This window comes from Pelosinus sp. IPA-1 (assembly GCF_030269905.1).
Classification (GTDB): Bacteria; Bacillota; Negativicutes; order DSM-13327; family DSM-13327; genus Pelosinus.
In genome coordinates this window covers 168858-182836 of record NZ_BSVC01000002.1, presented here as the reverse complement: position 1 = coordinate 182836, position 13979 = coordinate 168858, and the positions used below count along the sequence as shown (strand labels likewise).

At 38.1% G+C, this 13979-nt stretch carries 17 protein-coding genes; 6 read left to right on the top strand and 11 right to left on the bottom strand.

Annotated elements, in window-relative coordinates; all coding sequences use genetic code 11:
• Nucleotides 1–61 precede the first annotated feature (61 nt).
• The 5 genes from QSJ81_RS04535 to QSJ81_RS04515 all read right to left on the bottom strand — a co-directional run bounded on the left by QSJ81_RS04535 (nucleotide 62) and on the right by QSJ81_RS04515 (nucleotide 3304).
• Nucleotides 62–487 carry a MarR family winged helix-turn-helix transcriptional regulator gene (locus tag QSJ81_RS04535; RefSeq protein WP_285716230.1) on the bottom strand — a complete coding sequence of 142 codons (426 nt, stop codon included), beginning with the start codon at nucleotides 485–487 and terminating at the stop codon, nucleotides 62–64.
• Between the two features lie 267 nt (nucleotides 488–754).
• The gene (locus QSJ81_RS04530) at nucleotides 755–1051 is read right to left on the bottom strand and encodes a Dabb family protein (protein WP_285716229.1); all 297 of its coding nucleotides are present in this window, start codon (nucleotides 1049–1051) and stop codon (nucleotides 755–757) included.
• 51 nt (nucleotides 1052–1102) lie between these two features.
• A complete protein-coding gene (locus QSJ81_RS04525) occupies nucleotides 1103–1441 on the bottom strand; it encodes a nuclear transport factor 2 family protein (protein WP_285716228.1) in 339 nt (112 codons plus the stop codon).
• A gap of 65 nt (nucleotides 1442–1506) precedes the next feature.
• Nucleotides 1507–2295 carry an SDR family oxidoreductase gene (locus tag QSJ81_RS04520; protein ID WP_285716227.1) on the bottom strand — a complete coding sequence of 263 codons (789 nt, stop codon included), beginning with the start codon at nucleotides 2293–2295 and terminating at the stop codon, nucleotides 1507–1509.
• 97 nt (nucleotides 2296–2392) lie between these two features.
• Nucleotides 2393–3304 carry a helix-turn-helix transcriptional regulator gene (locus QSJ81_RS04515; protein WP_285716226.1) on the bottom strand — a complete coding sequence of 304 codons (912 nt, stop codon included), beginning with the start codon at nucleotides 3302–3304 and terminating at the stop codon, nucleotides 2393–2395.
• 236 nt (nucleotides 3305–3540) lie between these two features.
• Between QSJ81_RS04515 and QSJ81_RS04510 the strand changes: the two genes are divergently transcribed.
• The 3 genes from QSJ81_RS04510 to QSJ81_RS04500 all read left to right on the top strand — a co-directional run bounded on the left by QSJ81_RS04510 (nucleotide 3541) and on the right by QSJ81_RS04500 (nucleotide 5001).
• On the top strand, nucleotides 3541–3972 hold the full coding sequence (locus QSJ81_RS04510; RefSeq protein WP_285716225.1) for an SRPBCC family protein: 432 nt from the start codon (nucleotides 3541–3543) through the stop codon (nucleotides 3970–3972).
• Nucleotides 3965–4429: a MarR family winged helix-turn-helix transcriptional regulator gene (locus tag QSJ81_RS04505; protein ID WP_285716224.1), complete on the top strand. Its 465-nt coding sequence runs from the start codon at nucleotides 3965–3967 to the stop codon at nucleotides 4427–4429. Before QSJ81_RS04510 ends, QSJ81_RS04505 begins: the two co-directional genes overlap by 8 nt.
• Nucleotides 4430–4644: 215 nt before the next feature.
• Nucleotides 4645–5001 carry a zinc-ribbon domain-containing protein gene (locus QSJ81_RS04500; RefSeq protein WP_285716223.1) on the top strand — a complete coding sequence of 119 codons (357 nt, stop codon included), beginning with the start codon at nucleotides 4645–4647 and terminating at the stop codon, nucleotides 4999–5001.
• 149 nt (nucleotides 5002–5150) lie between these two features.
• Here QSJ81_RS04500 and QSJ81_RS04495 read toward each other — a convergent pair whose 3' ends face one another.
• Nucleotides 5151–5939, bottom strand: coding sequence for a hypothetical protein (locus QSJ81_RS04495; protein ID WP_285716222.1), 789 nt, complete (start codon nucleotides 5937–5939; stop codon nucleotides 5151–5153).
• A gap of 419 nt (nucleotides 5940–6358) precedes the next feature.
• On the opposite strand from QSJ81_RS04495, the gene QSJ81_RS04490 reads away from it, so the two are divergent.
• Nucleotides 6359–7366, top strand: coding sequence for a zinc-dependent alcohol dehydrogenase family protein (locus tag QSJ81_RS04490; protein WP_285716221.1), 1008 nt, complete (start codon nucleotides 6359–6361; stop codon nucleotides 7364–7366).
• Nucleotides 7367–7522: 156 nt separating this feature from the next.
• Here the strand turns inward: QSJ81_RS04490 and hcp are convergent, their stop codons facing one another.
• Complete coding sequence (hcp, locus tag QSJ81_RS04485; protein ID WP_285716220.1) at nucleotides 7523–9238, bottom strand: hydroxylamine reductase; 1716 nt, start codon at nucleotides 9236–9238, stop codon at nucleotides 7523–7525.
• A gap of 233 nt (nucleotides 9239–9471) precedes the next feature.
• On the opposite strand from hcp, the gene QSJ81_RS04480 reads away from it, so the two are divergent.
• A complete protein-coding gene (locus QSJ81_RS04480) occupies nucleotides 9472–9966 on the top strand; it encodes a hypothetical protein (protein ID WP_285716219.1) in 495 nt (164 codons plus the stop codon).
• Between the two features lie 127 nt (nucleotides 9967–10093).
• On the opposite strand, the gene QSJ81_RS04475 is transcribed toward QSJ81_RS04480, so the two are convergent.
• Nucleotides 10094–10693, bottom strand: coding sequence for a DedA family protein (locus QSJ81_RS04475; RefSeq protein WP_285716218.1), 600 nt, complete (start codon nucleotides 10691–10693; stop codon nucleotides 10094–10096).
• Between the two features lie 381 nt (nucleotides 10694–11074).
• Complete coding sequence (locus QSJ81_RS04470; protein WP_285716217.1) at nucleotides 11075–11623, bottom strand: flavodoxin family protein; 549 nt, start codon at nucleotides 11621–11623, stop codon at nucleotides 11075–11077.
• A gap of 132 nt (nucleotides 11624–11755) precedes the next feature.
• On the opposite strand from QSJ81_RS04470, the gene QSJ81_RS04465 reads away from it, so the two are divergent.
• The gene (locus QSJ81_RS04465; protein ID WP_285716216.1) at nucleotides 11756–12106 is read left to right on the top strand and encodes a winged helix-turn-helix transcriptional regulator; all 351 of its coding nucleotides are present in this window, start codon (nucleotides 11756–11758) and stop codon (nucleotides 12104–12106) included.
• A gap of 183 nt (nucleotides 12107–12289) precedes the next feature.
• Here QSJ81_RS04465 and QSJ81_RS04460 read toward each other — a convergent pair whose 3' ends face one another.
• Nucleotides 12290–12871, bottom strand: coding sequence for a DJ-1/PfpI family protein (locus tag QSJ81_RS04460; RefSeq protein ID WP_285716215.1), 582 nt, complete (start codon nucleotides 12869–12871; stop codon nucleotides 12290–12292).
• Nucleotides 12872–12934: 63 nt separating this feature from the next.
• On the bottom strand, nucleotides 12935–13792 hold the full coding sequence (locus QSJ81_RS04455) for an alpha/beta hydrolase family protein (RefSeq protein ID WP_285716214.1): 858 nt from the start codon (nucleotides 13790–13792) through the stop codon (nucleotides 12935–12937).
• Nucleotides 13793–13979: the final 187 nt, after the last annotated feature.

Sequence of the window (13979 nt, the reverse complement as noted above, 5' to 3'; positions counted from 1 at the left end):
AAGATAAATCATGTCAATTTATCATTTTAGTTGTCGCAACAACTAAAATGATAAAAAATAACTATTTAAGATTATCATAAATTTGATTTAGTAGTTTTTTCATTTCTACGACTTTATGTTTTTCTATTCCAATTGTTGCTTCCTCTAATAATTGCATCACTTTGGGAATTAATTCTTCCCTTAGCGCCCAGCCACGATTAGTCAAAAAGATTTGAAAAGCTCTTTTATCTACAGGATGAAGCTTTCGGACAATCAATTCTTTCATTTGCAACTTCTCAAGAATACGGTTAGTATTTGGTTTATCTTTAACAATACTATCTGCCAACTCTTTAGGGGTAACACCTTCTTGTTCCCATAAGCAGTTAAGTACAGCCCATTGCTCTGGCGTAATGTCATATTCTTTGAACCGTCGAAACAATTCATTTTTAAGTTTTGTATTCGTCTTATTTAGGATAAACCCCAATGAATCATCTAATTTAAATTTCATCTATATCACCACCATAGTTGTCTTGACAACTACATTATACTCATAGAGTAATTATCAGTCAATATGTAATTCGATTCCAGAAAAACTTATCTGAGTCATATATCTCCTATATAGCTTACCGTTGGCGTCTAAGGATTGAGTCTCTTTTACAATTTTACATGGTACGAGAGGGGGCGGTCCTCAATTTTCACTAATGGATGGGACAAGGGGACCGCCAACACTGGATTATTCATACGTATACATTCTTAGCTTTTAAATAACCTGGGCTTATGCCTTTCGAGATTCATAACAAACGGCGGCTCCAGCTTCTAACTCGCCCTCAATATATTTGGATACTTCAATATGCACTGGATGAATCAGATATGCATTAAACTCTTCCATAGAAGCAAATTCTGTAATCAATATAATGTCATAGGATGACTTCCCATGACGTATATCTACTTCTACTTTCAAATCACGGAGAAATTCAATTTTCCCTCGCATACTCAGCAGTATGTCTCTCACCTTTGCAATATTTTCATTGTTTCTATCCTTCAGCTTTAAAAGCAAATTATTTATGATCATTCTAAAGCCTCCTATTTAGTATTCGTTGCTGATAATCATTAAGTTTAACAATCAATCGCCCGTCAGTCGGATGCTCAACCTACTAATTTTGCCATCATTGATGATGAAGTGGAAATCAAGAGGGACTGGACTCCCATCGAAGTTTCCAGAAACTTGAGCAGTGAGGACGGTTTCTTTGTCTCGCTCGACGAGGCCAGTTGCCTCTAAGGTGAATTGATATTTTTCAATGCTAGCGTCAGTCCACTTTTTGATGGCATTCGTACCACGAATTTCCTGTCCTTCATCATGGACAATGGCATCATTTGCAAAGCAGGCAATCACTGCATCACTGTTATGATCGTTCTTCGCCTGAACAAATTTCGCAATAAGCTGTGGTAATTTTATCGACATACTTATCCTCTCCTTAGTCGTCTTGCAATTAATGCTGCTATACCTGTACGTTCCTCTGTTACCCATCAGATTGTACGAACCGTTCCCCCATCGATGATATATTCGCAACCAGTAATATACGAAGCTCGATTAGATACCAGAAAGGCTACGAGTTCAGCTACTTCATCGGGACGACCTGGACGTCCAAGTGGAATACCTCCGAGGGAATTCATCATTTCCAGCCGGGCACTGTCATAATCACTGCCCGAATCCTTAGCCAACCTCTCGATAAGTCTCTCTGCAGCCATCGTTTCTATAAAACCAGGTGCAACGGAATTGACCCGCACTCCGTGAGGCGCGACCTGGTTGGCTAATCCTTTGCTGTAATTTGTCAAAGCCGCCTTCGCCGCAGAATAGGCCAAAGTCTCAGTTGCTGGGAAGAGTCGCCTAATGGATGTAATGTGAATGATAACACCTGCACCCTGTTCCAACATTGCAGGCAGCAGTGCTCGATCTAGACGAACAGCTGAGAATAAATTTGTGTTAAAAATCTGTTGCCAGTTGTCATCACTCATTGCCAGAGCTCCCTCAATCGAAACAGACGATCCCCCTACAGTATTGACCAAAATATCTATACCACCAAAACGTTCAAGCACCTCTTTGGAAATCTTCCCTACTCCTTCAGGAGTGCTAACGTCAGCTTGGATAAACAAGTCTGCCACTGGGGTATCATTCGGAATGGATCGAGCCGTAGTTATAACCGTTGCCCCAGCATTCTTAAGACGCTTAACAATCGCTTCGCCAATGCCTTTTGTTCCACCTGTGACCAAGATTCGCTTGCCTTTAAATTCATTTACATTAAATGAGTTATCCATTATCATGTTCCTTCTTTCCTTTTTTCATTGTAGTATCCTACTTCTTTTTCAATTATACACATGATAATAAGACAACTGTATGTCATATTAAGATGGACTACTCATACATTTTTAAAGCTTGTTTCATCTCTTCTGCAATGATTTTCCTAATATGTGCAGGCTTTAATACCTCAACAGAGGAGCCAAATGACATGATGTAGCCATAAACCCATTCATCCTCAGGAAAAGCAATGTCTACGTCAAAACTTCCATCGTCATTTTCTATAATAAACGAATCATCAAAATCATCATAAAGTCGATTCAAAACTTTTGCCTGAAATCGCAGTTTCAACTGAACCAGTGGCTTTGAAAATTCTTTCATTTCTTCTGTTTGCTGCCCTGATAATATCTTTGGCACATATTCTTCTGCCCTTACTTCAAGATTTTTCAACCTAGAAATGCGAAAAGTCCTATGACCTTGACGTTGTCTACAATAGGCAACTAAATACCATGAGTTTCCCTTGAATATAAGTTTTTCAGGTTCTGCTAAACGGCTGCTTCTATGACCATCTGAGTTTACATATTCAAAATGAATGACCTTTCTTTCCAGCATCGCTCTCTTTATATCATTAAATTTATTTTTCTCATTCGGTATGCTTCCCCAATGCGAAAAGTCAATTTCTACCCAGTCGTCATTATTAAGAGTGTTTTTGAACATGGCACCAAATTTTTCAAGTACTATGTCAAGTTCAGGATATTTAGTTGCTTGCAGTGTTTTAACTGCCAAAAGCAAGCTTTCCCTTTCTTTATCGGAAATTAGTGTTTTATTTATAACATAGTTTTCTAAGAGTGATATTCCTCCCCTATTTCCCTTATTCATGTATACAGGTATCCCAGTTGAAGAAAGTATATCAATATCCCTATAAATGGTCCTGGTCGAAACTTCAAAACGATCAGCAAGCTCTTTTGCTGTAATCGTTCCTTTATTGAGTAAGATTATTGTTATTTCAAATAAACGATTTATTTTCATATTCATCACCCAAAATAATTATACCATTTAATAAGACATTTTTATGTCATATTCGAGGAATAATAGGACGGGTTCTCTGTCCCGCTAAATCCTGCCAATCATGCTTTTAGCTTGTTACTATTATCCTTTGTTAATTACCTTAGAATTAAATGATCTATTCCATATAAAACACTTGTTTTATATTATAAGTATACTTATAATATAAATACATAGAATAACTAAAGGAGTGGATCTAAATGGCTGAATTTACGTTTCAGACTAAAATTTATGCAATATCACAGGACATCTGGGAAATGTATACCAATTTAAATAAACGACGTCAATGGGAAACCGACTTGGAATACATATTACTAAATGGAGATTTCGCTACCGGTACTTCTGGTACTATGAAGCTGCAAAATCAACCAGAAATGCCTTATACACTGACTTCCGTTATCCCTCAAAGAGAATATTGGGATAGAACTGAAATTCCTGATACGGGAATTGCGATATGTTTCGGCCATGAATTTACAGACACGGGTGATGGCACGTTGGTAAAAATAAGTGCAAAACTAGAAAAATCGACTGCAATTACGGAGGAAGAGATTCTATTTTTAGCCCAAGTATTTTCAGATACACCACAGGCCGTACTAACAATAAAAAAAATGGTTGAGAATAAAAATGATTAGTTCCAAGTTTAAAAATGATTCCTCGAAAAGTCCGGGTTTTCTGTTCATTAGAGCCTATAATAATTGGTATACCCAAATACAGAAAGCGTTACGCCCTATCAATCTAACCCATCCGCAATTTATCATACTTACAGTTACCGCTTATTTGCAAAATCGCGGTGAAAACCCTACTCAAAAAATGATTGCCGATCACTCAGCAATCGATGTCATGACGACCTCTCAAATACTGAAACTGCTCGAAAAGAAACAATATATTCAACGAAAACAACATCCTACTGATACAAGGGCAAAAATTATCCTGTTACTAGATGCAGGTCAAAAAAAAGTCAATCAGGCATTACCATTAATTGAAAACATTGATGATATATACTTTGGCGTTCTTCAATCGGATGCGACTTGCTTTATGGATTCGTTACAAAAGCTATGTTCATTTCGGTTCGGTGATAATGAGTCCTAAGAGTCACAGGATAGGATTTCTTGAGCACTTCCCTTCTTTTTCTCTCATATTTTTAACTATTCCTAAGTGGATTGACGATACTTCAAATTTATGCCTCTATTACATTATCTGTACCTATGGAAAAAGAAAAGTGTTCGTGCAATTATGTCGTAATATACCATAATATGCTATAATTGTTACAGTATAATTTTTGTAGTATATAAGGAGTGATTATTTTGTTTTTCCTCTTCGGATGGGGCAAAGTTACAAAAAAAGTAGTAGGACCAATGTTTGAAAAAACATGCGGATACTGTAATCGTACACAAACATGGCAATTGTGTAAAAATAGAACATGGTTTACATTATTTTTTATTCCAGTAATTCCGTATAATACCCGCTATTCAATATCTTGTCCGAATTGCGGCAGTTACATAGAAATATCTGATGAACAATTCAATAGCATGAAAGCTGATTTAGATCCTACTGGCAAGACTAGCAATGCTGACGTTATCGATAATATTAAATATGCTGGAAAAAATGCTGTTCAAATAAATTATTTGAAACAGATGGAAGAGTTTAATAACAAAAAATAAGGTAATTAAAATACAAAACTCCTGCAAGGCTATACTGCTTTGCGGGAGTTTGTCGCTATATATTGATTTCTAGTTTTCATAATCATCGGAATCTACAATTGATCATTTTGAAGGACAGAGATACTAGATCATTTCCTCTAGCCATGTAATCAAACCGTTGGTACTTTTAGAGCATTCCCAACAATACCTTCATCATCCAATTCTACCGTAGTTTCAGCTTCATAAACCTTAATACCGACTGGTGAAAGTAGTTTGGTGTCCTTATTTAACGTCCCTTTGACTACTTCGCCTTTTTCATTTAGCACAATTGGTTTTCTGGCCTTAAATTCAACAAACCCTGGGCATGCCGAGTTATTTGTATAGTTTTCAGTTAAAATTTTTGACCAACCTATAGGCCTCAAATAAGAATCATTGGCTAAAGTACACGTTGCTAACATCCCATTTTTATGAAAACTTACTTCGCCTTCAGATACTTGTATATAGGTTGATTGATTTAGGGCGATGCTTTGATTAGAACTATTTAATGTACCTTTACTAACTTCACCCTTATCATTGAATGTAATTTTTGTTCCGCTTTTAAATGTAAGAACTCTATTTGTTGTTGTAGTAGTCGTATTAGAAAAAACATAAAAAGGCATCGGCGTATATCCTGTTGGCTTGAGAGAATCCCGAGATATACCAGTTTCATATGGCAAACTTACATCTGCAGCCAATATGCCCTCAAATACTTCACCATACTCATTAAGCGTAACAGCGGTTCCTTTCTTAAATTTAGGTATGTTATCCCACGTTGTCACTACTACTCCATAAGGCATTATCCTTGTATTCTCATCTAAAGTTTTGGTAATTCGCGCAGCATCAGCACTCTCATTATGACATAAAAACAAAAAGGCCATAATTATTATCCCCGTAAATACCTTTAACGAAAAATTTTTCATTCCAATTACTCCTTGTTTTTATCTTTGTTTTACAATAATATCCACTTTAACTTATACATCAATCTCTATTATTCCTTTATTTCCTTATACTTCCCCCCCTACGAGTAGCAAAATTATCGCTAACCTATACATTCGTAATAGAAGTACAAGTTGGCGATAATTCACATGTAGTTTCAAGGCGCATAGGAAGTACCTTAGATTTTCATTCTGTGCACTTAGGAACGAGGATAATTTAGATAAATTCGCCCCACTGATTTTGATGGAAAACAAGGAATTATCGGATATACTACGGAAGAGTAGTAATGCGGCATGGACTCTGTAGTATTCGTAAGAGTAATTTTATTAACCATTCATTTTGTACCGTTAAAGTAAACTAACATAGTCTTAAATAGATAAATAACATAATAGGAGGAATTGGAATGAAAGCAATGGTAATTCGTGCTTACGGTGGACCTGAGGTTTTTGAAGCAGCTGACGTCAAGCAGCCAGAGGTAAAAGCAGGGTATGTTCTGGTGAAAGTAGCTGCCAGCGGTATCAACCCTATAGAGACAAAAATCCGCTCAGGATTGGTACCAGCTATTACCCCAGCTTTTCCTGCTATATTAAATGCCGACTTTTCTGGCGAAATAGTTGCCCTAGGTGAGAATGTTCTGCATTGGAATGTTGGAGATGAAGTTTTTGGCTGTGCTGGCGGTGTTGGTCAGCTTCAAGGTGCATTAGCTGACTATATGCTAGTCGATGTTAACTTAATTGCAAAAAAGCCCTCAAATATAGACCATGCAACGGCTGCCTTATTTCCCCTCGTCAGTCTAACTGCTTGGGAAGCCCTTAGAGAAAAGGTACAAATTCATGCAGGGGATAAAGTATTAATTCAGGGCGCTGCAGGCGGCGTAGGACATATTGCGCTGCAATTGGCCAAACAACAAGGAGCGTTCGTCTATGGAACGGTACGAAGTCAAAACCAAGCGAATATTATAAAAGAATTAGGTGCTGACGCTGCTATTTTTACCGAATCGGAGTCCGTAGAGGAATATGTAAAGAAATATACCGATGGTAAAGGTTTTGATGTTGTCCTCGACCCAGTAGGCGGAAATAATTTAATCAATAGTTTTAAGGCAGTAAAATACAATGGTTCTGTTTGTACCACAAATGCAAGAGTCAATCTTGATCTCGGTATCATGCATGCTAAGGCGATTAGTCTCCACGCCGTATTCATGCTAATACCAATGGTTTATAATATTGAAAGAGCTCGCCATCATGCCATCTTAAATAATATAAGTCAGATGATTGAAAAGAATCAATTACGTATTAATCGAGATGAAAAACAGTTTCCATTTTATCAAATCGGTGAGGCCCATCAATATATCGAGTCTGGAAAATCACAAGGCAAAATATCTCTTATTCATTCATTTTCCGATAATGTGTAAATAGACATAAGAAATCTTCGATAGTTTACTGGACAGCAAGTAAGAATAATAGAAAAAGAGGTGGCTTTCGCCACCTCTTTTTTACGCCTAAGTCTAGATATATATAACTAACTATCTCTAAATCTCAGCAAACTGCTAAATTAAACTGGCAGTTGCTTAGGCCATGAACATTTTGATATCATCTTCGGGATTGCTGATGCCGCCGATGCCAAATTGCTCTACAAGCACCTTGGCTACATTCGGTGAAAGGAAGGCAGGCAGTGTCGGTCCAAGATGAATATTTTTCACACCAAGGTATAACAGAGCTAGGAGAACGATAACGGCTTTTTGCTCATACCAGGCGATATTGTAGGATATCGGCAATTTATTAATATCATCTAGACCAAAAACCTCTTTAAGTTTCAAGGCTATAAGTGCTAGCGAGTAGGAGTCGTTGCATTGACCAGCATCCAATACACGGGGAATGCCGCCAATATCACCCAGAGGAAGCTTGTTATAACGGTATTTGGCGCAGCCCGCTGTCAGTATAACAGTATCTTGAGGCAATGCTTTTGCAAAATCAGCGTAGTAATCTCTGCTCTTCATGCGGCCGTCGCAACCCGCCATAACAAAGAAGCGTTTGATAGCGCCACTTTTCACTGCATCCACAACCTTATCAGCCAGAGCTAATACCTGGTTGTGAGCGAAACCACCGATTATTTCCCCTTGTTCTAGCCCCTTAGGAGGCGGGCATTTTTTAGCGTGAGCGATAAGAGCCGTAAAGTCTTTCGGCTTACCATTTTTACGCTCACCGATTTCTTTCAAGCCTTCAAAACCGACTACCCCCGTCACATACACGCGGTCTTTATAACTAGCTTTCGGCGGCACTAAGCAGTTCGTCGTCATCAGGATGGGTCCATTGAAGGTTTCAAATTCTTTGTCCTGCAACCACCAGGCATTGCCATAATTACCAGCAAAATTGCCATATTTCTTAAAGGCTGGATAGTAATGCGCCGGCAACATCTCGCCGTGGGTGTATACATCAACGCCCGTCCCTTGGGTTTGTTCTAATAATTCTTCCAAATCTTTTAAATCATGACCGCTGATAAGGATACCAGGGTTGTTTCTCACACCAATATTGACCTTGGTAATCTCCGGGTTGCCATAGGTACTGGTATTGGCTTTATCCAATAAGGCCATAACATCAACACCGTATTTGCCGCATTCCATCACCAAAGCAACCAATTCATCAGCACTCAGCTTATCGTTAATAGTGGCAACTAATGCTTTTTGCATAAAGGCAAAAATAGCATCCTCCATATAGCCTAATGTGTAGGCGTGCTCAGCATAGGCCGCCATTCCTTTTACGCCATAGGTTAGCAACTCGCGTAATGAACGGACATCTTCATTTTCAGTTGCCAAAATTCCGACTGTGGCAGCCTTTTTTTCAAATTCTGGTGCATTGTCAGCAAACCACATAGTGCTGTCATGAGAAGCTTCTACTGCTCCATCCGCTGTGAACCAGCCAGTCAATTTCTGCCAGATGGATTTCGTACTGTCATTTGCAGCTTCTACCTTTACACCAGCTTTTACTAAAGTAGCTTTCACGTTATCTCTTACGATCAGCGCTTGTTTTACGAGCACAACAAAGTGCTCCTTATCGAAGTTAGCATTAGTAATGGTGGCAAATAAGCCTTCCATTATAAACTTATCGGCCTCGGGTGTAGCAATTTTAGCCTGACGAGCTTCGAGTGTATAAACCGAAATCCCTTTTAGTGTATACATGAGCAGGTCTTGTAGATTGGACACATCAGCCGTTTTTCCACAGACACCGCGCATGGTGCAGCCAGTACCTTTAGCTGTTTCTTGACATTGATAACAAAACATTGACATATATTTTATCCCCCTTATATTGCGAAGCGCTATTTAAATCTTCTGATGTTATTCTAGCGAAAACTGTATCACTTGACTGTGAGCGAAATCACATAAGGGAAAACAAATATATATACCATTAAATACAAAGTTCCTGCAAGGCTAGGCTGCTTCAGGAGTTTGTTATATAGACAAAAATGCTAAACTCCTGTAACATTAAGCGGTAAATACAACACACTTTTCAAGGAGTTATTATGCGTAAAAAGACAACTATCCTAGTACTCGTTATCGTCACCATTGCCTTTTATTGCAGCTATACGGTTTATTCTTACGACAATCGTACTGTCAGCAACTTATCAGCCTACTGTAATATTGATTTCCGTGGCGTAATTGATCCTCAAACAAATACTGCTATAGGAGCAACCTTATCTATAGTTGATTTCCGCTATCATTCTGGACCACTGGAAAAGTTCTTCATCATTGATATTGATGGTAAAACATACAAAATCGATAGTATTGAGTTATCCGCCCAGCCGCCGACCTATTCGCAAAAAGATTTTCCCACGGGAAAATCTTTTAAATATACCAATACTTTATTTGTCACCTTCCCCCCACAGGTCCTGAAGGAAATATACCAGGCTAATACTATAAAAATTTTCTTTAAATACACCGACAGCGATTCGGCCATCGAACTGCCATTAAGTGCCGTAGATCTACAATACTGGAAAAATCAATTGCTGTCTTTGTAAGATTACGCTTTGTTGCCTTCCTCCCAGAAAGCAGTATCCAATATTTCTATTAAAAGACAAAACTCCTGCAATGCTAGTGCTTTGCAGGAGTTTTTCGTTATATTGATTGTTAACTCAAACACTACATTTATACCTTATTTTTATTACGTATAGGCAACAAATCCCTAAACACATAAACTAATAGCAAGAAGCCACCTCCAATGGCCCCCCACTTAAACCTAGGGTTCTCTACCATCATATTCAATTGCATGCCTAGCGCAGCCCCAACATACAGAAAGATGGTTAGCCACAGAACCGCGTGCACCATATCGTAGATAAGAAATTTAATAATAGAAATACCGCTAATGCCTGCTACATAGGGAGTAACATTACCGATTGTTGGTAGAAAGCGAGCACCAATAATATAAGCCGGGGCGGACTTTTGTAGAAGTTCCTGTGCCTTTCTAATACGTTCCGGGGTTAGTTGAATATATCTCCCCCATCTTTTTATAAATGGCTCTCCAATACGACGTCCTAGCATAAAGGCTGAAATAGAACCTAGCATATATCCTAGTAAAGATACCAGCCAGGCTATTATCATATCAAACTCTCCTTGCTTTGACAAAAAACCTGCCAAAGCAACTAACACGCTGCCTGGAAATGGTAATCCTATCGCCTCTAGAAAAACTCCAGCAAATACCCCTATCAATCCAAGGCTGCTTAAAATATCAAGAATTCTGTCAAACAATCTATCCCCTCCCAGCCTATTATGGCTGAAAATAGTATTAAATATTTGTCCGACTGACTTGAATTATAAGCTCTGTGGTCATCTTCTCCCTTCAAAAGTCTATTATTGATATTAAAATAATGAATATTTGGCAATCCTGGTAAGCGATTCTTTTACCTTTAGAATGCAAAGCTTCTGCAAGGCTTTATCTACATAAAAACAGAAGTGTCTGCATTTTGTGCACAGGCCCTTCTGTTTGAAATGTATAATGGCAACCGAAGAATTTCTGAGCTTAACCCACTTAGGATATTTCATCAAAGACAGCTTCAATCAATATTTCTCGTAATGAATTCTGCTTGCATCAAACCGATCTTCAAATTTATTATCTGAAGAATATCGAACTCAAAGTATGTTTTTCCCAAATGCTTCGCCTCTCTGTAGTCCGTCGGTTTTGAGAATATCATCTTTATCATGAAGCCCTGGTACAATGATTACGCCGCTATCCTTCCAATTCTGGAATTCAGCAATTATTTTATAGGACGTAACAATACCATCAAACTTAGTTTCATCTTCCACACCTCCGGTGACTAGAAGCGCGCATTCTTTTATCTTTAATGTCCTTTTTCCAATGAGAAAAGAATAGAACTTATCAATAGAGGCTTTCAGCTGTGCCGGAAATGAAAACCAGTACAATGGCGTTGCGAACACAATCATATCAGCTTGCTCCAGAAGCGGTGCAAGCTCACTAAAATCGTCCGGAATCGAACAAGCTGTACCCTTTTTGAAACAAGCCTGACAGTCTATACATCCCTTAATGTTTTTATCGCCGGTTGTATATTTTACAGTCGTGTGTCCTGCCTGCTGGGCACCGGCAATAAATGCATCTGCCAACTTATCGCTATTGCCACCTTTTCTAGGACTACCTGTTAAAACGAGTATATTTTTTGACATTTATAGATTCCTCCTATAAGTTGTTGGTTGTTTTATCTAATTATATATGTTACTCTTTCAATATAAAAGTATGCACCTTTGCGGTAGATACTATATATCAAGGAAGATACTATACTTAAGGAGAGTGTCCATATGGAAAAATGTGAGGAAATTAACTTCGATTGCCCTGTAATATATACTTTGTCTGTGCTCGGTGGTAAATGGAAGTGGTTAATCATTTATATATTATCTGCCCACGGGATTTTAAGATACGGGGAGTTGAGGAGAAAACTCCCAGGTATTACCCACAAAATGCTGAGCCAACAACTTAAAGAATTAGAAACTGATCAATTAATTGATCGCAAAGAATATCACCAAATTCCGCCTAAAGTTGAATACTCGTTAACAAAAAAAGGACAGACACTCGTTCCTATCTTGGACCTCATGTGTGACTGGGGTGAATTGAATTGGCCAAAAGCCAACCTTAGCTTTCCGAAGGAATAGTGCATTTTAAATATGGCAAAAAGATAAAAGAGAGACTCCGCATTTTTACTGTGCTGAGTCTCTCTTTTATCTTTTGACTATAATAGTTTTAGATACTTTTACAACATTCTTCCTGAAAACATATAAATTTTCAAAGATTATAACAGCTCTACTATCGGCTACTAGAAAGCGAATGTGGTATATTCATCTAAAGCCCATTGCATGTTTTACAATTTCCATTTTTTCTCTGGAAGTCAGTTTCTCTAAAAGTTTAAATGCTACACCTGAAGCGGTTTCAGGACAATAGGAGGTAATAATGTTTTTATCCACGACGATAGACTCATTTACCACATCAACATCAAATTCTTTCAACTGCTTTTGACGGTATGCATCCCGCAAATGATAGGTAGTGGCTTTTCTTCCCATTAACACCCCGCTTTTACCTACGGGCAACGCCGCTACGCAAATCGTGGCAATTATTTTGCCTTGTTTATCAAATTCACGAATAAGATTCAAAAATCGTTCATCATAGGCTTCTTCGTAGAATCCAAATTCCTCAAACCCGCCCGGAATTGCCAAAGCATCATAATCATTAACATTTATTTCATCAATTGTTTTATCAACTAAAACTGGAATGTTAAAGGTGCTGGTTACCTCTTTTTGAAAACCACATGTTACAACTGGCACATCAAACCCATAGTCATTTCTCGCCCATCCCATGACATCAACAAAAACGCTGAATTCCATGGTTTCAAATCCTTTCAGCACAAACAATAATGTTTTCATTAAATCTCTCCCATAAATGATAAATTGCCATCTTTAAATATACGATTCCCTCTCTGGGGTCTTCTATAAGCTCTCTTTTATAGCTCCAATTTCACTTAAGAAATTTACAACATGTGGATACCAGTTATCACGAGCATGCACAAATGAACTATGACCATCTGTTCCAGATGCTGGTAATGAAATAAACCTTGCTTGCCCACCATTACCTACATAGACGTTTACCATTGCTTGAGCAAGAGACGGTCCAAAGTAATGATCATTCACTGAATATAGCCATATCGTGGGCACCCTTGAAGTTTTCCCATAATGAGCCATCGAATTAATTAAGTTTTTCTCATCGCGTACTAAGTCTGGGGCATAAGACCCCCTCCCACCAGCGAAATTTACAATCCCAATAACACCATCACTATGTAGCGACCCTGCAGCAATTACAGAATGCCCTCCTGTAGATTGCCCTAATAAAACGATTCTCTTATTGTCGACATACTGCTTAGTTTTCATATATTCAACAGTAGCGCTAATATCTTTTGCCGCTTCTAATCCTGATTTAGTATAATTTCGCGTCCCATCTGCATACACCTTGTTTTCAACATATTGCCCTTCCGAACTACCGAAACCCCGACGTACAACAAATACTACCGTAAATCCTAAGTTAGCAAATGTCTCACACTGATTTTTATATCCAACCGAAGCGTTTGTTTTTGCTCTGTCTTCAGCAAGACGGGGTGTTCCATGGTTAATCACCAGTAGTGGAAACGGCCCTTCTCCGACTGGCTTGTAAATCTTTGCATCTAACAGGAATGTTTCATTCTCTACTGTAAGTGGAATCTTAACTAACTCCGTTTCAAGAGCAGCAGCAAAGACTATTCCTTGAAGACAAATCAGTACAATTAAAACTAGCAATACAATTCTTTTTTTCAACTATATCACTCTCCCTATATAGCGTTACCTTTTTTATCATCTTTGTCCGCATATTACAATAATCCTTCTTTATTTAGTCTACTTATTTTATATCTTATCGTCTACGTGTGTTATTAATCGGATCTAATTACTATATATCTTTGGATAGATGAATTTTTTTTCAAAGTACAGTATTATAAAAGAAAGT